16 protein-coding genes are annotated in these 20561 nt (G+C 46.9%); 8 read left to right on the forward strand and 8 right to left on the reverse strand.

Going from position 1 to position 20561, the window contains the following annotated elements:
* Both tig and GGU45_RS03245 read left to right on the forward strand, forming a co-directional pair.
* Positions 1–1407, forward strand: coding sequence for a trigger factor (gene tig, locus GGU45_RS03240; RefSeq protein ID WP_435221951.1), 1407 nt, complete (start codon positions 1–3; stop codon positions 1405–1407).
* A 10-nt stretch (positions 1408–1417) separates the two neighbouring features.
* Positions 1418–1807 carry a PH domain-containing protein gene (locus tag GGU45_RS03245; RefSeq protein ID WP_492226443.1) on the forward strand — a complete coding sequence of 130 codons (390 nt, stop codon included), beginning with the start codon at positions 1418–1420 and terminating at the stop codon, positions 1805–1807.
* Positions 1808–1861: 54 nt separating this feature from the next.
* On the opposite strand, the gene GGU45_RS03250 is transcribed toward GGU45_RS03245, so the two are convergent.
* Positions 1862–2677, reverse strand: coding sequence for a metallophosphoesterase family protein (locus tag GGU45_RS03250; protein ID WP_435221955.1), 816 nt, complete (start codon positions 2675–2677; stop codon positions 1862–1864).
* Between the two features lie 275 nt (positions 2678–2952).
* Here GGU45_RS03250 and GGU45_RS03255 point away from each other — a divergent pair, with 275 nt between their 5' ends.
* From GGU45_RS03255 to clpX, 3 genes are all read left to right on the forward strand, one after another.
* On the forward strand, positions 2953–3636 hold the full coding sequence (locus GGU45_RS03255) for a ClpP family protease (protein WP_435221957.1): 684 nt from the start codon (positions 2953–2955) through the stop codon (positions 3634–3636).
* 92 nt (positions 3637–3728) lie between these two features.
* On the forward strand, positions 3729–4382 hold the full coding sequence (locus tag GGU45_RS03260) for a ClpP family protease (protein WP_435221958.1): 654 nt from the start codon (positions 3729–3731) through the stop codon (positions 4380–4382).
* 212 nt (positions 4383–4594) lie between these two features.
* Positions 4595–5833 carry an ATP-dependent Clp protease ATP-binding subunit ClpX gene (clpX, locus tag GGU45_RS03265; RefSeq protein WP_435221960.1) on the forward strand — a complete coding sequence of 413 codons (1239 nt, stop codon included), beginning with the start codon at positions 4595–4597 and terminating at the stop codon, positions 5831–5833.
* A 1-nt stretch (position 5834) separates the two neighbouring features.
* On the opposite strand, the gene GGU45_RS03270 is transcribed toward clpX, so the two are convergent.
* Positions 5835–5981, reverse strand: a complete 147-nt coding sequence (locus GGU45_RS03270) for a hypothetical protein (RefSeq protein WP_435221962.1) — start codon at positions 5979–5981, stop codon at positions 5835–5837.
* 71 nt (positions 5982–6052) lie between these two features.
* Here GGU45_RS03270 and GGU45_RS03275 point away from each other — a divergent pair, with 71 nt between their 5' ends.
* The 3 genes from GGU45_RS03275 to GGU45_RS03285 are packed head-to-tail and all read left to right on the forward strand — an operon-like array spanning position 6053 to position 11271.
* Positions 6053–7285: a 4-hydroxy-3-methylbut-2-enyl diphosphate reductase gene (locus tag GGU45_RS03275; protein ID WP_435221964.1), complete on the forward strand. Its 1233-nt coding sequence runs from the start codon at positions 6053–6055 to the stop codon at positions 7283–7285.
* A 27-nt stretch (positions 7286–7312) separates the two neighbouring features.
* The gene (locus GGU45_RS03280) at positions 7313–10522 is read left to right on the forward strand and encodes a ligand-binding sensor domain-containing protein (RefSeq protein WP_435221966.1); all 3210 of its coding nucleotides are present in this window, start codon (positions 7313–7315) and stop codon (positions 10520–10522) included.
* Positions 10519–11271 (forward strand): response regulator transcription factor, encoded by a 753-nt coding sequence (locus tag GGU45_RS03285; protein WP_435221968.1) that lies wholly within the window; start codon positions 10519–10521, stop codon positions 11269–11271. The genes GGU45_RS03280 and GGU45_RS03285 overlap by 4 nt, the downstream gene beginning before the upstream one ends.
* A gap of 19 nt (positions 11272–11290) precedes the next feature.
* Here the strand turns inward: GGU45_RS03285 and GGU45_RS03290 are convergent, their stop codons facing one another.
* The 6 genes from GGU45_RS03290 to GGU45_RS03315 are packed head-to-tail and all read right to left on the reverse strand — an operon-like array spanning position 11291 to position 20556.
* The gene (locus GGU45_RS03290; RefSeq protein WP_435221970.1) at positions 11291–12103 is read right to left on the reverse strand and encodes a glycoside hydrolase family 16 protein; all 813 of its coding nucleotides are present in this window, start codon (positions 12101–12103) and stop codon (positions 11291–11293) included.
* A 10-nt stretch (positions 12104–12113) separates the two neighbouring features.
* Positions 12114–14990 (reverse strand): polysaccharide lyase family 8 super-sandwich domain-containing protein, encoded by a 2877-nt coding sequence (locus GGU45_RS03295; protein ID WP_435221972.1) that lies wholly within the window; start codon positions 14988–14990, stop codon positions 12114–12116.
* Between the two features lie 10 nt (positions 14991–15000).
* Positions 15001–16542, reverse strand: coding sequence for an alpha-L-fucosidase (locus tag GGU45_RS03300; RefSeq protein WP_435221974.1), 1542 nt, complete (start codon positions 16540–16542; stop codon positions 15001–15003).
* Positions 16543–16566: 24 nt separating this feature from the next.
* A complete protein-coding gene (locus GGU45_RS03305) occupies positions 16567–18030 on the reverse strand; it encodes a sulfatase family protein (protein ID WP_435221976.1) in 1464 nt (487 codons plus the stop codon).
* A 10-nt stretch (positions 18031–18040) separates the two neighbouring features.
* A complete protein-coding gene (locus GGU45_RS03310; RefSeq protein WP_435221978.1) occupies positions 18041–19606 on the reverse strand; it encodes a DUF4955 domain-containing protein in 1566 nt (521 codons plus the stop codon).
* An 11-nt stretch (positions 19607–19617) separates the two neighbouring features.
* On the reverse strand, positions 19618–20556 hold the full coding sequence (locus GGU45_RS03315) for a DUF5017 domain-containing protein (protein ID WP_435221980.1): 939 nt from the start codon (positions 20554–20556) through the stop codon (positions 19618–19620).
* Positions 20557–20561: the final 5 nt, after the last annotated feature.

The following is a 20561-nucleotide window of genomic DNA, read 5'->3' on the forward strand; positions in this document are numbered from 1 at the left end:
ATGGCGACAATTACACAAGAAAAAATTGGCCCTCTTCACGAAAAGATCAGCATAAAGCTGGACAAAACGGATTACTTACCCGGATTTGAAAAATCCTTAAAAGAATATAGCAAGAAGGCCAATATTCCTGGCTTCCGCCCTGGAAAAGTACCTGCAGGTCTGATAAAGAAAATGTACGGTCCTTCCCTTTTCATTGATGAAGTATTGCGCTCTGTTGATAAAGAAGTGGTAAACTACCTGGATACCAATAAAGTAGATATTTTTGCCCAGCCTCTTCCTCTGGAAAATGACATAACGAAACTGGACGTGAGCAATCCTTCGGACTATGATTTTCATTTCGAGATCGGCCTGAAACCCGACTTCAAAATGCAGGACCTGGCCAAACTGGATATTACCGGCTATAATATCGACATCACCGATGAAATGGTGGGCGAAGAAGTTGAACGTTTACAAAACCGTTATGGCAACATGACGGATAAAGAAACAGTGGAAGCCGATGACAATGTGCTGAATGTGACATTTACAGAAACGGATGCCGAAGGCAACGATGTTGAAGAGGGTATCAAAAAAGATAACTCGCTCCTGCTGAAGTACTTTGCACCGGCTGTAAGAACAGCGCTCAATGGCAAAAAAGCAGGCGACAGCATCAGCATTAAGCTGGGTGAAGCTTTTGAAGAAAAAGAACTGGATTTTATTGCCCAGGACCTGGGCCTCGATAAGACGGATGCGGCAACAAAGGATAAAAGCTTCCGGCTGGAGATTACCAAAGTAGGATTACTGGAAAAAAAGGAGTTGAATGAAGAATTCTTTACCCAGTTGTATCCCACAGGTGATGTAAAAACCGAAGAAGATTTTAAAGCAAAAGTGAAAGACGAAATTTATCAATACTGGGCTGCCCAGAGCCGTAACCAGATCCACGACCAGTTGTTTCACAAACTGGTTGATGATACGAAGATCGAGTTTCCTGAAACCTTCCTGAAGAACTGGCTCACCACTCAAAATAACCAGCCGCAGGAAGGTGAAAATCAACAACCCGCTAAAAGTTCCGAGCAGATTGAAGCAGAAATGCCTTCATTCCTGAACCAGTTGAAATGGAACCTCATCACTGAAAAAATCGTTGCAGACAACGCCATTCAGGTAGCACCGGATGAGATCCGGAACTTTGCCAAACAGCAATTATTCCAGTACATGGGCGGCGCCATGGGTATGACCGATGATCAGCCCTGGATAAACGATTATATTGATCGTATGATGAAGGACCGCAAATATGTTGAAGATGCGTATAACCGTCTGCAGTCACAAAAAGTATTTGAGTGGGCAGAAACCAGGGTAAAACCCAACGCAACATCCATCAGCGCTGAAGACTTTTCCAAAATGGTAAGTGAGCATCAGCATCACCACCATTAATCGATAAAAACTGTTTAAAAAGCCGTTCTCAAAAAGAGCGGCTTTTTTTGTATTTTTATTAGACGGAGGCCTTAATCTCTTCATGCTTTCCAGGTATTATATCGCCGATAAAAACACGGTAATAACGCTCTCCAAAGGGTTGCCGGATTTCTATTTCGGCACGGAAGATCATTTGGTTCAATATTACAAACGGGATATATCAAAAATCGAAATAAAAAGGCGGACAAGCCTGCGCAGTCCGATCCGTGATTTTGCGGTATATAAAATCTGCATGGCAGACGGTACCGCACTTCCGTTTACCAGCATTCTGATTTCCCCCGATCAACTCTTTGAAAAAATACCTGGAGTACCGATTAGTGAAGTGCTGCGGTTTGCATGGCCCGCTTTTAAGGCTTCATAAACTATGCCGCTGTGTTTGCACGCTGTAGCCAATGTTGATGCCACTCCGGTTCAGTTAAAGCCTTGCTTCATTCAACCGCTCATTGGGATTCATTACGTATGTAAATACGCCGCCATCTTCCAGCAGCTCCACCACCCGGAAACCCTGATACGATGTGCCCCAGTTACCGCCCACATGCGCATCAAAAACAAAGGGGATATCCAGCTTCTTCTTAATCCCATCCTCATCATGATCATGTCCGTTAAAAACCGCCCTTACATTTTTATAGCGTTTCAACAATGCCAGAAACTCCGGGCAATCGATCCCGTGTGTGGTTAATTTGGCTGGGTTGATATGTATGATCACGAAAAGATTCCGGGCCTTCTTATGTTGTTCCAGTTTCTGCTCCATCCATTTCAGGTCCGGACAGATATACTCCCCTTTTTCATTGGAGGTGGTTCCTGCCAGGAATACCGTACCATTTACTACAAAATCATAGTTCACCGGCTGATTCCAGATACGCTTCCAGTGTTCGGGGGTAACCATATCGTGGTTTCCCGGCGTTACATAATACTTCATTTTCAGCCGCTCGATATGTTCCTTTGCCGCCGGATAATGGGCAGGATCATTATGCACGATATCTCCATTGAGCATACAGAAATCAAAAGGAACTTTGGTGTGTTCCTCGTTGATCCGTGCTACGGCCTCTTTCAAAAAACGGTCATAGTCGGTGCCCGGTTGCCCGTAATGCAGATCGGATGCAATGGCAAAACGCACCCGCTTTTTCTTTTTCAGCAGTGTATTCACCTGTTCGTCTGCCCGCACAATATTTCCATTTGCCAGCAGTAAGAACGCCGGTGCAGCTATTTTAAAAAAGTCTTTCCGTTTCATTTTCCAGGATTTGGCTAAAGTTATTTCAATTTTAAGAATTAACCGGCAGTCTTTTCATCAAGAAATTATTATCAAAACAACCGGACGCCCTGAGGCAGCATGCATATATGACGAATTTACCGGAGCAAAACCGGTCAACTTGGCATTTAAAACCACTATTTTGTAAATGGAGAAATATTTGATTACTTTTAAAAGCCGTTTGTACAGCACCCGGTAAAAACATCGGGGCAGAGACAACAGCAGCAATTAAATTTAACCTGTAACTTAAGATTATTATGACATATAACTCGGAATTTGAAAAATATGCGGTAAAGCACCGGGGTATTTCAAGCAATACCCTGCACGGTTATGGTAACCACCTGGTAACCGCATTAACGCCCAATATTATTGAGGAACGTCCCATGAATGTAGCTGTGATGGATGTTTACAGCCGGCTGATGATGGACCGCATCATCTTCCTGGGCTACCCCATCAACGATGAGGTGGCAAACATTGTGACGGCGCAGCTCCTGTTCCTGGACAGCACGGACCGCGTACGGGATATTAATATGTATATCAACAGCCCGGGCGGAAGTGTTTATGCCGGGCTGGGCGTATATGACACCATGCAATATGTAACACCCGATGTAGCCACGATATGCATCGGCATGGCCGCATCTATGGGATGTGTACTCCTGGGCGCAGGCACACACGGTAAAAGAGCAGCGCTCAAACATGCCCGTATCATGATGCACCAACCCAGCGGCGGCATCGGGGGGCAAGCCAGCGACATTGAGATCACAGTAAACGAGATCCGCAAATTAAAGACGGAACTGTATGAGATCGTGAACCACCATACCGACAAGCCCATCGACCAGATTGAGAAGGATTTTGAGCGGGATAAATGGATGACCGCCACCGAGGCAAAAGAATATGGCTTTGTGGATGAAGTACTACTGGTAAATAAGAAAAAGAAGTAAGATCGTTTACAAGTTGAACGGTTTACAGGGCAGTGTCCCGATTGCCTTTTGAGCCGGCCAACTTATTAACTTATCAACAAAAAACATACAAGATGATATCTAATTTAAATGAAGATAAATGGCTTAAGCCTTTTCGTTTTGATGGCGAAGGAGAAGAGGAAGAGCCCAAGGAAGCCGCAGACAAAAGGGACGAGCTGATGATGTTGAACAAACGGCTGGAAAAACTGTTTTTTGATCAGCGGGCCGTTTACCTGTGGGGCGTTGTGGATGACAAAAGCGCCCGCGAAGTAACGACCAAGCTATTGCTGCTGGATGCCGATAAACCTGGAGAAGAAATTAAATTTTACATCAACAGCCCCGGTGGCGTGGTTACCAGCGGAATGGTCATTTATGATACCATGAAGATGATCAAAAGCCCCGTAAGTACCATTTGTATGGGCCTTGCGGCCTCTATGGGCAGCATTTTACTGAGTGGTGGCGAAAAAGGAAGACGGTATATTTATCCCCATGGGGAAGTCATGATTCACCAGCCCTCCCTTGGCGGCTTTATCCGGGGTGTAAGCAGCGACCTTGAAATACAAGCCAAACAAACACAGCGGGTTAAAATGATTGGCGCCCAGATCCTGGCAGACAATTGCGGGAAGACGGTTGAAGAAATTCTGCGGGATTTTGACCGCGATTACTGGATGGACGCGCCGGAAGCAATCGCCTATGGCATTGCTGATAAAATTGTGGATCAGTTGTAAACAGGTTCTGAAAATCAGAAAGAGGCAGCTTAATATTATTATGAAGTTGTTTAAACTTTTGAACGCACGCATAATTCCCGCAGATTTACGCCAATTTTTGCGCCGATTTTCGCAGAAAATCAATCCGCGGTAGATTGAAACTCTTTTGTTAAAAACCACCGGCACTGGTGGTTTTTTTTTAACTTTGCAACTCAATTTTTAATAACTGTACTATGCCGGATAATGTGTTAAAATGTTCGTTTTGCGGAAGAAACCGCGATGAAGTAGAAATACTGATTGCAGGGCAGGATGGACATATTTGCGAAAACTGTGTAGAACACGCACAGGAAATTATTAACCAGGAGCTTCATTTCAGGGAGGATACGAAAACCGTTAGCGGGTTCAACCAGTCCATCCGGAAGCCCATGGAAATAAAAACCTTCCTGGACGACTACGTAATTGGCCAGAATGATGCCAAAAAGGTATTGGCCGTGGCGGTGTACAATCACTACAAACGGCTGAAGCAAAAAAGCCGCGAGCTGGATGATGTTGAAATTGAAAAAAGCAATATCATTATGGTAGGCGAAACCGGAACGGGCAAAACTCTACTGGCAAAAAGCATTGCCAAAATGCTGAATGTGCCGTTTGCCATTGTAGATGCCACGGTATTTACGGAAGCCGGTTATGTTGGCGAAGATGTGGAAAGTATTTTAACCCGCCTGCTGCAGGTTTGTAATTATGATGTAGAAGCAGCCGAGCGCGGTATCGTTTATATTGACGAGCTGGACAAGGTGGCCCGTAAAAGCGACAACCCCAGCATTACAAGAGATGTAAGCGGCGAGGGTGTGCAGCAGGGGCTGCTGAAACTGCTGGAGGGAACGGATGTGCTGGTTCCGCCACAGGGAGGACGCAAGCACCCCGATCAGAAACTGATCAAAGTAAACACCCAAAATATCCTCTTTATTTGCGGAGGTGCTTTTGATGGAGTAGATAAGATCATTGCCCGCCGGGTGCAAACCAACACCATCGGGTTCAATGTAGATAAGGATGAACAGGAAGACATGAAGAAGAACCTGCTGCGTTTTGTAAATGCCCAGGATCTTAAAACCTTTGGCCTGATACCCGAGCTGTTGGGGCGCCTACCGGTGGTAACACACCTGGATCCGCTGGATGCAGTTACGCTGAGAGCCATCCTCACAGAACCAAAGAACGCATTGATGAAACAATACAGGAAGCTGTTTGAACTGGAGGGGATTGAATTGGATGTAGAACCTCAGGTGCTGGACTTTATGGTAGAAAAGGCCGTGGAATACAAATTGGGCGCCCGCGGGTTACGCAGCATTTGCGAAAGCATCCTGAACGATGCCATGTACGAGCTACCCTCGGCAGCGGAAACCCATTTTACCCTCACAAAGGAATATGCAAGACGCAAATTTGACAAAAGCAAAATGGGCCTTGTAAAGGCCGCATAAATCAGGATTGACCAAACAGGTTGGCCACCGCGCCCTCCAGCATTGGAAATTTTTCAATGATATAATTCTTAACGGCTTCAATGGCTTTTTGCGCCTGTGCGTCATCCAGATTTACTTCTGCCTTTAATTTTTCGATCAGCTCCTGCATAAAAACTTTTTTTTAATGAAGCAGCAAGATAAGAAAAATCTCTTTTAAAAGATATCAAGTAATTTTGCCGCATGAAGCAGTTTGATGTACCTGTTTTTTACCGGAGTCCGTTGATATCCGCAATAAAAAGAAAACGCAAAGAAAAGGACAAGCTTAAAAAGGATTTCACGCCTACTCTCCTGGATTTTGGGCCGGTAAAGATTTACCTGGCCCGGCACTTCGGCTTCTGCTATGGTGTTGAAAATGCCATTGAAATTGCCTTCAGAACGATTGACGAAAATCCCGGCAAGCGGATCTATTTATTGAGCGAAATGATCCACAATCCACAGGTAAACAAAGACCTTCTTTCCCGTGGGATTCGTTTTTTGCAGGATACCCACGGCCGGCAGATCATTCCATTTGAAGAACTTACGCCTGATGATATTGTGCTCATCCCGGCCTTTGGCACCACACTGGAAATTGAAAAAAAACTCAATGCGATCGGTATCCACACCGAAAAATACAATACCACCTGCCCATTTGTGGAAAAGGTTTGGAACCGGAGCGAAGTTATTGCCCGAAAGGATTATTCCATTGTTATACACGGTAAACCAACGCACGAGGAAACCCGCGCTACATTCTCGCATGCAGCTTTTAACGCCCCTTCGGTGGTGGTCAAGAACATGACCCAGACTATTGAGCTAGCCAAATACATTACGGGCGAAAAAGCGGCTGAAGGCTTTTATGAGGAATTTAAAGGGCAGTACAGTGCCAACTTTGATATTGTCCGCGACCTGGAACGCCTGGGGGTGGTTAACCAAACCACCATGCTGGCCAGCGATACACAGGCGATTGCCGATTATCTTAAACAAGTAATGATCGACAAGTACGGGCTTACCCGGGATACGTTGGCCGAACGGTTTGCAGATACCCGGGATACGCTCTGCTATGCCACTAACGACAACCAGACTTCCGTAAGCGAAATGTTGCGTACCCCCGCCGATTTTGCGGTGGTTGTAGGCGGTTATAATTCTTCCAACACCTCGCACCTGGTAGAGCTTTGCGAGGAAACCCTGCCTACCTATTTTATCAATAGTGCCGAAAAGATCCTGAGCCGCAACGAGATTTTGCATTATAATTTTCATACCAAACAGGAGTTATTGACAACGGGCTTTCTTCCGGCTGCAGTTCCGGTAAAAATCCTGATGACCAGTGGCGCTTCCTGTCCGGATGCATTAGTGGAACAAGTGATCGAAAAGATTGCCGGCTTTTTCGGGGAAACAACTCCAATAGAAGAAGTGGCAGCAAATTTTCTCCCCAGGTAAAATCGTTTTTCTATCCCCCCGGATACTTTGAATAAATTATACTTTACTTTCCTTTGCTGCATTTTTGGCCTGCTGGTACGGGCCCAGGGAAAGATTCATTTTAGCCATATTACCATTGAGGAAGGACTATCCAACCGGTCGGTATTATCCGTGTCGCAGGACGCTGCAGGATTTCTTTGGGCGGGCACGATGGACGGGCTCAATCGTTATGATGGGAAGACGGTACGCGTTTACCGGTCTTTCTATGAAAAAAACCCGATGAGTTCCGGTATCAAAATCACAGCGCTGGTTCCGGGCGCACAGTATTTGTGGATTGGTACCAATAACGGGTTGTACGCACACCGGCCCGGTACGGATCTCTTTCGTCCGTTCCTTACCGCTCCAACAAAAAGCCCGGCGGGCAATGCCATAAAAGCCATTTTTGCGTACAACACCAAAACCGTACTGGTGGCCACTTCGGGGCAACTATATGCCATTACACCTTCGGAACGGTTTAAAATGGAACCGGTACCCTGCGCAACAGGGAGTAATCTGCAGTCTTTTAAAAACATACAGAGCATCGGCTGCGATTCATCGGGCAATATTTTAGTTGGGACGGCGGCCGGCCTCTACCTGTTTTCACGGAAAGAGCTGGACGCCGGAGGAACAATCCGGCCACAGCTGATACAGGCACACATCAATGTAAGTTCCATTGCCTGCGACCCAAATCATCAGGTATGGGCAGGCACGCAAAACGAAGGCGTTTATGTTTTTACGGCGCAGAAAAAACCGGCCCTTCATTTTACCACTAAAACCGGCCCGCAGGGGCGCCTGGTCAGCAATACCGTACGCAGGATCCTTTGTGCCAAAGACGGCCGGGTATGGATTGGCACCCTGAAGGGCCTGAATATCTATAACCCACGCAGTGCATCCCTCTATGCCAGCACCAATGACCCGGATGATCCGCAAAGCCTTAATAACAACTCCGTTCACGACATTTTTCAGGATCAGCAGGAAAATATCTGGATCAGTACTTTTTTTGGCGGGCTCAATATGACCACCCGCTATCAAACCCCCTTTACCATTTACCAAAACAACCATAATGGAAACAGTATCAGCAGCAACATCATCAGCTCCATCCTCGATGATGCCGCCGGCAACCTGTGGATTGGAACCGAAGCCGAAGGCATTAATTATTTTAACCGGTCCACAAACCGTTTTACGCATCTCAAAAATGGCGCCCGCGGATTCTCCGTCAGCTCCAATCTGATCAAAGCCATGCTGCTGGATAAAAACAACCAGATCTGGGCCGGCTTTTTCAACGGAGAGCTCAATGTGATTGACCCCGTACACCACACCGTTGCGCTGATCCGGCAATCCAATATTCTTATTTCGCCGGATGCGGACGACATTACCTCACTTACCCAGGACAAGGAGGGAAAGATATGGATCGGCAATGAGGAGGCCGGCGTAAACATTTACGACCCCGTGCATCGCAGCTTTCAAACCTTTGAGGAAGCCTACCCGGGCCGCAGGCTCAGCAGCAACGCCATTACCCACCTGTACACCGATTCTAAGGGCGATGTTTGGATCGGCACCAAAAAGGGACTGAACGTCCTCTACGCTGCATCGGGGAAATTTGTGCAATACACAAAAGAGAATACCCGGCCACAACTGCATTCGGACCACATCTACTACATTACCGAAGACCGCAACCATATCATTTGGTTTGGAAGCTATTCCGGTCTGTCATTTATAAACCCGGCTAATGGACAGCCGCAAACATTTACCACACAAAACGGGCTATCCGGGAGTAAGGTGGTTGGCATTGTTACAGACCAGCAAAACAATTTGTGGATCAGTACCAACAATGGCATTTCCAGACTGGACACCACCCGGAAACAATTTAAGGTATACAGTACACAGGACGGGCTTCCGGGGCAGGCATTCAATTACAACTCATCCTATGTTGACAAAAAAGGTATCATTTTTTTTGGAGGATACAATGGCCTGGTATGCTTTGACCCCATGCAGATTGAGGAAAACCCGCTACCCCCTCCCATGGAACTTGAAGATATTACAGTAAATGGCAGTTCTTTAAAATCGCCTGATTCATCGGAACGGGTAAGCTTCCCTCTTGAGCTTCCTTACCACAAAAACAACCTGGCCTTTCACTATGCCGTGCTCAACTTTATTAAGCCGGACAAAAACCGCTCCGCCTATAAACTGGAAGGGTTTGATCAGCACTGGAACTACACCCACAATCATATAGCTACCTATGCCAACCTTCCCCCCGGCACTTATACCCTGCTGGCCAGGGCTGCAAACAACGATGGGGTCTGGAACAAAGTCCGGCAAATGGCGCAGTTCACCATTCACCCTCCCCTATGGAAAACATGGTGGGCTTATGCCTCATATATTCTTGTATTTTTTGTGACAACAGGGGCCATTTTCTGGTTTCTGCAATCCCGAACCTCGTTGAAAAGAAAACTGGAATATGAACATACCCTTAACATAAAGCAAAGAGAGCTGCAACAGATGAAGACCGATTTTTTTGCCCATGTTTCGCATGAGATCAGGACTCCGCTTACGATGATCATGGGGCCTGCCGAAATGCTGCTGGAACATGATCTGGACCATGCGTCCTCAAAAAAATTATTATCGTCTATTAAATCCAATGCTGACCGGATGCTGAAATTGTCCAACGATCTTTTGGATTTTATGAAAGCGGATTCCGGTTACACCCGGCTGCACCCGGTAAAAAACGATCTTGTTGCTTTTTGCAAAGATGTTTTCGAAAAATTTTCTGTTTTGGCTGCGGAAAAAAATATCCGGTATCAGTTTTATCCGCCGGAGCGCTCCCTGGACCTTTATTTTGACCCACATTATATGGAAATCATCTTTTACAATTTACTATCCAACGCCCTCAAATTCACGCCGCCGGGAGGACGGGTTTCCATGCAGCTTGCGAAACAGGAAAACGGCGATGCAGAAATCAGTATCTGCGACAACGGCATCGGCATTCCGCCCGAAAGCAGCGAGAAGATCTTTACCCAATTCTTCCAGGTGGACGCAGCGGGAAATAAAAAAACCGGAACCGGTATTGGGCTGGCATTGTCAAAAATCCTGGTAACGCTGCACGGCGGCGCCATCCGTTTTTCAAGTGTGCAGGGCAGCGATGGCAGGGAAAACAAAACCTGTTTTTTTGTATCTTTGAAAGAGGGCCAGGACCATTTTTTACAACCGGGAAGCCATTGACGACAACCATCCTTATTATAGAAGACAATGCGGAACTGCGGGATTTTCTGCAGATCTGCCTGCAGGCGGAGCATACCGTTTTAGAAGCATCCAATGGTAAAGCGGGATGGAATACTGCCGTGAATGAACTGCCCGACCTCATTATTACCGACCTGATGATGCCCGAGATGGACGGCAACGAATTTTGCCGGCAGCTCAAAAATGACGTACGCACCAGTCACATACCGGTAATCATGCTCACCGCCCAAACCAGCATTGACCAGCAGCTGGAAGGCCTTGAAAGCGGCGCCGATGTGTATCTTACAAAACCCTTCAGCGTTAAAGTGCTTCAGTCTTACGTCAAAAACCTGCTGCGTCTGAAAGAATCGCAGCGGCAGCATTTCAGCCAGAAAATATTCCTGGAGCCCACCCAAACCGAGGTTGGAACCGTGGATAAGAAATTTATGGAACGGCTGATGGAAGTTATTGAGGCCAATATGAATAACCCCGAGTTTCATGTATCGGCCCTGGCCCGCGAAGTGGGTATGAGCACCGCTGTTTTGTATAAGAAATTTAACGCCCTTGCGCAAACGCCCATCGGGGAATTTATCAAATCGCTCCGGCTCAAAAAAGCAGCCCTGCTGCTACGTAACGACAAATTCAACATTGCGGAAGTGGCCTGGGAAGTGGGGTTTAACGACCGTAAATACTTTAGCAAGGAATTTAAAAAATTCTTTGGACAAACACCTTCCGAGTACATTGCGGGGTAGCATGTTATCCCTCTGCCATTTACAGGGCTTTGTAATATTTTACATAATCCACCTTCATCATGGTATGGCTATGTTCCTTGCTTCCGTAACCGCCCTGAGGTATTGGCCCGGCCCATGAGCCAGCCGCTGCATTCCTTACTTCCGAACTTAAAATGATAAATTCACTCCGTTGGGATATATAAGTGCTATAGGCCCAGGTCTGCTGCCCATCTACATAAAATTTATAGAATTCAGGCGACCATTCAAGCGTGTATACATGGTAGCTGCCGCTGTTAGCTCCCAGATCTGCTGTTTTTATGCCGGCCGTTTTATGATCCGATGTGTAGCCATCCCAGTGAAGATTCTGATATACCCTGCCATCATTGGGCAGGGTTTCTACAACATCAATCTCCATTCCTGCCTGCTGCGGATTTCCAACCGGGTTACCCATAGTAGCACTCTGCAACCAAAATGCCGACCAGGATCCGGATTGATTTACGAAGGCCGCTTTTACTTCAAATTTCCCGTACAGGAATTCCTTTTTGGTGGCGATCATACCGGTATGATGCTTTACAATGCCACCAATGGTGTCCGAATATACTTTTATAAACAGGTTGCCGTTGCTTACAGATATGGCATTGCTGTCATTAAAGCCATCGTGCCGCACACCCGGATACCGGTGGTACCATTTTGCTGCATCAAGGCCTGATCCGGAAAAATCATCCGACCATTGCAGCTGGTAGCCCCGGTTTTCCGGAACAGTTGTTAAATATGCCTCCTGCGTTTTTTTCTTACAGGCAATCAACAAGAGCACCGGAAGCAAACACCAATAATATCGCACAACAGATTTCACTGATCGTATTTTAATCACCAAGCAATTTCAGGGAAGCAGGCAACCCATCTTTTAACGTAAAATTGACCGTTACCGCAGCCCTGTCATTAGTAATTGCAGCGCCGGAAGGATTATCCACTACTTTCCATTTCCCCGCTAGCTGCAAACTTACATGATAGGGCGCCGAATGCCATTTTGTTATAGGATCATCAACCGCATTCAGGTCCGGATTGTTGATCGTTATTGAAATGATCCTTCCCTGCTTCTTTATTGCCACCAGGGCCTGCCCGGAAATACGCTTAACAAGGCCGGTATTTACCCGGTCGTTGGCCTCAAAGAAAACATAAGAGGTAATACTATCGGGCAAATACTCCACGGCATGGAGTGAGTCCGTCTGACACAATATGCGATAGACCTTATCGCTGGCAAAACGGGCTGCAAGCCTTTCCATTTTTTGGGGCGTGGTACCCGGCACCACCACAAACCGGTATTGCGCATTAGCAGGAGCTTGCCCGTGGCTGATATAGGCTTTACTGAAATAAGCGGTAGCCCTGGGGCTACCCGTCAGGCTCGTTTCCACCGGCGTATCCTGTTTCCCCCTTTCTACCACTATAGTACCGCCACCCCGGGGCACAAAAAAGCCGGTGCTTTGGCCGTTCACCAACCAGGACTCTTTGTTTGCTGTAGCCATGGTGTTACTGTAGCTGCCATCCCTTATGGCACGCCCTGCGTTTATATATACAGGTGGATTAACAGATGCAGACACTGCCTGAAATAAATTCGTTGCGGTTATACAATCCGTATTGGAAGATTGAATGCCGCTGCCCAGGCATACAAGAATATCGTTAAATGAGAATACCGATTTATGAAACTGCAGGTGGTTGGGACTGTATTTATTTCCCGCCTTCTCGACAAAATCGATGGCAAAAATGCCGTTTTTTCCGAGCGCCAAAGCGCCTGCAAAGCTTTTTTCATTGTATTCATCCGCCCGTACCAGTTTCGCCTGCAATTCAGAAAAAGGCAGGTGAACCGTGGTTGTACCCGGCGGCATATTCCAATCCCAGCCCCGGCCCTTGCCCCCCGGGTACCCTGTTGCCGCCGTATCGCCGTTATATAACACTTCTAATGAACCATAACTCTGGTAACGCCCATAACGGTTCTGGGTAGCGTAGATTTCCGCCCCCCAAAGCCGGTTGGTAAACCCATGCATAGCGGCCACCCAATTGTCCTTGCGCTGCACGCCCAATTGCCCGTAGTTAAACTGATAATATCCGTCTGCTGCGGCTTTGTTTACCGGGTATTCCCGGTTGTCAAAAATATAACTATAAAAAGCTGCCAGTTCCGGATCATAGGGTTTGCCCATTATATCGCCCCCTACTTCTATCAGTTTCCGCAATTTATCGGCACCAACCGGGAAACCTGAAAAAGGGTTTCTTCCCGAAATCGAATTTGCATATATGGCCCCCTTAGAGGATTGCAGGAACGATGCTTTGTAAAACAAGGCCACCCGTTTATAGGCAGCCGCATTCAGCCGGTATACCGTTCCTTTTAAGGAATAAATCCTGTCTGCATAGGTTCCCATTGCGTACATATATCCCAGGTAGTGCACGTTGTGGTGAAACGCGGTGCCATCGGCTTTCAGCCCGTTTTCACTCCCTTGTGTAAAATTTACAAACAACCCCAGGTAACGGGAAATACATTTTAAATCTCTTACCCATTCATCCTGCGAAGGAGCCAGTGCCGCCAGCTTAAATAAAAAGTCGGATCGCAGGTGCATAAAATCGGTATTGGGGTCCGTTTTTTGGGAATCGTAAATCCTGTTATAACCGATATGCCATTTCAGCATCTTTAATACCCGGGCTTTCATTTCGTTGGGATAAAGCGGCATGGCCGTTAGAAACCCAAGAGGAAAATTGAGACTTTGTTTGTAATGCCCCAGGTTTAAAAACAAACGTCCTCCTTCGGCCAATCCCTGGTCCAGCATATATTCCGTAAAATCGAGCAACTTCTTTTTTGCATCGTTATCTGCATTGTGAATAACGGCCCCGGCCAGGTACCCACAATAGGTCGAAACCTGCAAAAGCGTGTCTTCATTATCTAAGTACAATTGCCCCCTGCCGGTAATGGACGAATCCGGATTGCGCCGGATATGGCAGGCTGTTACAAACCTTTTTGCCGCCGCAAGGTTTTCGGGAGTTACCGCAGGAACAGGCTGCAAATAAAATGCATTTACTTTGTAAGCGTCTTTTCGCTCCTGTGCCGTAGCAGGCATTACAGGCAGATCCGGCTTTGTAAGATAATCCACCAGCATTCCGACCCTGTCATAATTTGTTCCAAAATCCTGCCGGTCGGGCGCCAGCTGCGGCCCGGGATAGCGATCCTTTGTATCGCCAATAAACCGGAATGCATCCAGGTACAGGACTACTGTTGCTGCAGGGTTCTGCGGCCTGTAAATAAGCTCCATTTTATCCAATGCAAAAGCCGGCAGTTCCTTGCCTTTATTATAGTCGAGCCGGTAGTTACGGTGGTAATCCCGCCATCCGTTGAAATTTAACAGCAGGTGCCCCTCCCGCTTCCTGATGCCTGCCTTATCATAAAAACGGAACACCAGGGTATCATTGGTAATACGGGAGCTGTAGATAAAAAACTGTGCGGAACCGGAATTCCGGCTTGCGATATCGGTTACAGGGATGCCGAGATCTCCCGCAGTTAACACGGCGCCGGCATCTGCGGCCCATTTCAGGCTGTTTGCCCCATCCTTTACATGCTCGCCACTTAACGTCAGTGCAATGCCGGAAGATAAAAAATTGGCCGGCAAACCCGAATCAAAACCATAATACGGCTGCTGTTGGCCAAGCCCGGTCAGCGGCCATAACACTGTCCATATAATCCATAAAACCGACCTCATAAGAAATCAACTATTTTAATTCAACATCAATTACCAATGGCAGCGTTGCGCTTCTACCTGCGGGCAGATCCACAATCAGTTTGCCCGCATCCAGGCGATATGCAAGTGGTGTCTTATGCCCCAGCATGGTCACTTTCTTTACCGCTGCACTGGTATGCAATTCAACGGTTGGTGCTGCGTTATTTTCCCCACCTGCCGGGGCCAGCAAAAACAGGTACCGGTGTTTCTTTGCTGCTGTTGCCGGCACCGTTGCAAACTCCGGAGCGTCAAGCGCCCGTGTATTTTTAATGGAGGCGGCATTTACTTTCATCCACGCAGCAATTTCCGCCAGGCTCTTATACATTTCAGGGGTAAACACCCCCTCTTTTGTGGGACCATAGTTCAGGAGCATATTGGTATTATAAGCCCTGGCCCGCACCAGGTAGTTGAGGATATGGGCCGTTGATTTCATGGGCGCTTTGGTATAACCCCATCCGCTTACAGCTGAAGTGGTGCAAAACTCTGACCAGCCGTCCTGCACGGCCGTGGGAAAGTTCTTATCACTTTCAAAGGATGTATAATCGCCATATCCAAAAAGCCGGGGGCTTACAATAATTCCCGGTTGCAGCTGGCGTACCCGTGCCATAGAGATGCACGCATCCCAGGCTGCATTGCCCGCAGGAATAACCGGAACGCCGTCTTTATCAAACCAGATCATATCTATTTTACCATAATTGGTCAGCAGTTCCTCTACCTGCCCTTTAATAAAAGCCGCCATTTCCCGATGGTGAGCCTGCCGCTCCGCCTCGGTCTTTATAGCAGTTCGAGGACGCAGGTCCCGGTCCAATACCGGTATACCCTGGTAATCCCGCCCCACACCGTAATACATAAAATTGCGGTATTCACCGTCAAAATACCAGTCTGGCGGGGAAAAATACAATCCTACCTTTAATCCATATTTTCTGCAGGCAGTCACAAACTCCTTTACAAAGTCTCTGCCGTTCAAATAATTTTTTGTATTAAAATTTCCATAAGCGCTGGGCCACATCGCAAACCCATCATGGTGTTTGGCGGTAAAAACAGCATAGGTCATACCGGCATCCTTTGCGGCTTTAATCCATTTTTCGGGGTCGCAATCTTTGGGATCAAAATCTTTTGCCATGGCCCAATATGCATTTGGCGTAATGCAGCTATTATCTTTTTCGCATGCATGACCGGCAAAATAGTTACCCGCATCCATGATCTTTTTTACAGAGTCGGCGCTCAGCCGGTTGTTGGCCGGTCTCCATCCGATCTGGGTGCCGGCCATCATCGGCCAGGAAAGTTCCAGTTCCTTTACGGAAGAAATACCCCAATGGATAAACATGCCGAAACCGGCACTGGGATACCATTGTGCATCCGGGTGGGTAGTCCGTTTATAGGAAACCACCGGATGTTCTGTGTTTGCGATCTCCGCCTGCGGTATTGTTATAATTGTTCCCTGATGCCCGTTTTTTTGCTGTGCTACCATGTAAGCCGGCCAACAGGCTGCAACCAGCGGCAGTATAACCCAACCAAACGCCTCTCTTTTCATATTATTAAATATTCGGAAAACCGTTTATTTTATTTTAAACGGATCTTTATTTTGAGTTAACCAATCAAGCAATTGTTGACGCATTGATGATACTAAGGAAGACTGTTCATCATAAATATTTTTCAACTCAAACGGATCCTTTTTCAAGTCAAAAAGATAGGGAACAATTTTGCCCTGCGCCTTTACATAAGCCAGTTTATAGTCAGCCGTTCTTACGCCTCTGAAACCGGAATTAGGGTTACGCCCGTTGATAGTGCCCAGGATATATTGCACCGAAGGCATTTTACCCTTTCCTGTAAGCCAGTAGGATGCGTAGCTTTTACCATCAACTGCAGACGGAATATCCTTTTGGAGACCGATCAGCGTGAGCAGGGACGGATAAAGATCCGGCATACTACCCAGGAAAACGGAATCATAACGGGGTTTAATGTGCCCCGCCCAGCGTATCATAAATGGAATGCGCAGCGATTCTTCGTAAATATTATTCTTCGATTCCGCATCATGCTTACCTAAGCAATTGCCATGATCCGCTACAAACACAACAATAGTATTATCTGATAATTTTAATTTTTCAAGCCCTTTCAGCAATCTTCCAACCTGGTCATCGATACCCGTTATAGCAGCATAGTAGTACCGGATATACTTTCGGTAAAAATCGCCCATCTCCGTTCCTGCCGGCGGAATATCCGGATCGTTTAGCAGCGATTCCAAAGGAATATTTTTGTACAGCTCATAATATTCCCGGGGCACTTGTGTATAATTTGAATGTGGCGGGTTAATAGACACTACCAGGGAAAAGGGCTTTTTCCCATCTCTTTCTCCATTCCGGTTTTCAAGAAATTCCAATGCCTTTCCCACCTCATGGGATGGGCCCCATTCTTTTACATAATGAAAACTATCCCTCGGTGCATCTGTTGTCCAGTACATCGGCTCCAAATGCTCATCATAGGTACCGTAAGCGTACCAGTAATCAAATCCATGCCGTCTGTCCGGAGGCGTCCACTCGTTCCAGGCTACTTTTCCGATATTATTACTGGTAGGTATATAAGGCGGGTGCGGGGAATCAAGATGCCACTTACCAATATATCCGTTATTATAGCCATTCGCTTTTAGAACATCCGACCAGCAGACAGCATCTGTCTTAAGCTGTATGTTGTCCGGCGCCGTGGAGGAGTTCACATTGCTATAAACATGGTTTTTGAGAGGATACTGTCCCGTAAATAGCATTGCCCGCGATGGTGAACAAACAGGGTAATTGGCCACCATTTGTGTTGCTACAAAACTTTGCCTGGAAAAAGCATCCAGGTTGGGCGTTTTAACCGGTTCTTTGTGTTCAAATCCCAGCGCCTGTCCGCGCCATTGATCTGTTATAACAATTAAAATATTGGGCGGCTTTTGCTTTTGAGCAGCTGCATTTGAAAAAAAGCAACAGCCAATAAAAGCCGTGATCACACAACGATGTGTAAAAACGAACCTTGTTAATTTCATAAAATATCTATTAATTACCCTTTTTCAATTGTACCAGCCAGCCGGGAAGCCTTTTCAGTCGCAGCTGTAACTGCGCTTCATATAATGATGCCGGTGTTACTATTTCGTTCAGTCCTTCCAGATATCCCAGTTGCTCCTTTTTAAAAGTGGTCCCCTTGCTTTTATACCCGGCAATAAGCGGGTTGGGGATCTTCCACCAGATATCATTCGCCGGCCAAAACTGAAAGTCCTTTTTTGCTTCATTGGTCTGCGTATAGTTCCAGAAAACCAGGCCCTTCAGATGATTGGGCATATTTTCAATGGCGCCGCCGCCCCTGTTGCTCATCAAGCCACCCATTACATTATCCAGCAATGTATTACGCGGCTGGCTGGCGTGCGACTCAAAACAGGTAGTAGATGGATAGCTGCAATGCCATAGCACGGTATTAACCGCGCCATGCGACATGCCGAAGGAATGCCATTGCGAAGCTTCATCTGTGAGGTTGGCCAATAATACATTGGTAGAATGATTGGAACAGATTGCTTCATGCCCTGCATTACCGGTAACAGTACAGTTCATCACCGTAACATTGGCGCTCTGCGTTATAACGGCTGCCACATTGCAATCCGTAAACCGGCAATTCCGGATCCAGGAATTGGTGCTGCGCGAAAGATTCAGCAGGCTGTAGCCGCTATCATCCTTCCAGGAGCGGTGGTGTATAAATTTTTCTTTCCAGCTACCCACAAATGCGATATCCTCTATACCTACTTCTTCCGCATGAGCATGTTTATACACCTCCCATTTATACTTTGCATCGATCGCATAAGCCAGCGGTGCATACAGCGTAACAAATCCCGTATTTGAAATTTCTTTCACCTGGTAGTACATACATATATCCACTCCTTTTTTGATTAAATAGGCCCAGGAGGTATCCGCCTGATGGGGCTCCAGTTCCGCCTCCACCAGTTTAGGTGAATTATCCAACAGCTTCAGAGCAATCCAATCGCCTTCTTCAAGCTTGGCCGTTGTATTTAATCTCAAATCAAAGGTGCCCATTTTCGCATCTTTGGTTACCACTCCTATTTTAACATCGGCGCCTTTGGCCGTAAACAGGAACATTTGCGGTGTAGTCCACATCTGCTCCGGGTTGGCGGGTGGTAAAAAATTTTTCATAAACAGCTCCGTTCCACCCGGCCCCGAGCCACTTCCGCGAAAAACAATATTGCCGCCTTTGGAGATGATGGGTTTCTTTAAATCGCCGTCTTCATTCACCAAAAATCGTCCTTTGGGAAAAAAGACAATGCCGGATCCATTGATATTGGCCGCCGTAATAGCAGCCTGTATGGCATCGCGGTCCGACACCTGATCATCGGCTTTGGCGCCGAAATCAACTACATTAAAAACCTTACTGTCTTTCACCTGCGGGATATCGGTTTCCCCGCAATGATAGCCTACATAAGAAAAATCGGGCAACAAGGATTTTTTTTTATTGCTCCTGTACTGTTCAAATAAAACCGAGGGTGTTAGCTGGGCACTAGCTTGCTGAATGCAACCCAACAACAATACACAAAGATGCAATTTTATCACAGTGCTCATAACATATCTGTTTACTGAACTTTCACCGATACGGTCTTTACCTCGCTTTTTTGTCCGTCTGCATTGGCGTTGCCCGCTATAAACACGGCATCATACATTCCGGCTTTTGTATAAATATAATCAAAAGAAGGCACTGCATTTGCCATTGTTTTTACAATTACTCCTGCATCCGGCGTTACTTTTCTTAAATCAACAGGACCTGTAATGGCCCATGCTTCGGCCGGGTCCGTAGCAGCTCCGGCCGTTGATGCGCCGGCAATTACCAGGCTGGTGGCGTTCAGCGTCCACCGGTAGGTATTGGCAACTGCTTTTGCGGCCCATCCCGGCAAATTACTGGTGTTGCCATAATTGGTAACGGTTGCAAACGTGGGCAGCGTATCAAGGATATAGGCGGTGCCATCGTCTAAAACATTTCTTAGTGAAAAACCTGTAATGGTCCATTTATTCTGTACCGTACCCGATGTTGCCGTATACTTAAATGCAATATAAACCGGCTTCCCCGCCGCTGCGATGTCCGACAGATCAACCGTACCGGAGGCGGTTGCCGTTGCATTGGCCGCCCATGTGGCCCGGCCGCTGATATCCGTCCAGGTGGCTGCTGCAATCGCCGCGGGATCGGATGTGCTGGTAACATTACCTGCAAAGTCGGTAGAAATCATCAGCGACAGGGAGTTGGGCTGCAGCCCGCTGTTCAGTGCTGAAATGAATTTCAGCTGCGCTGCGCCCTCTGCTGCAGTGCGTCCCCGGAATACGTAGTTATGGCCGGTTTCACCCGAAAAGAAGGTGATGTTATCCGGCTTACCCAAAAAATGAAACGTTGTAACATTGCCAACGGTATATGCCGCACTGTCCGTAGTAACATCAAATGCTACAGAAGAAAGCTCCATCTTTTTGTTACAGGAGATCGCAATAATGGCCCCAAAAATCAATATTATAGAATAAATCCGCATCGTTA

The organism is Niabella hirudinis, from assembly GCF_051201075.1.
GTDB classification, from domain to species: domain Bacteria; phylum Bacteroidota; class Bacteroidia; order Chitinophagales; family Chitinophagaceae; genus Niabella; species Niabella hirudinis.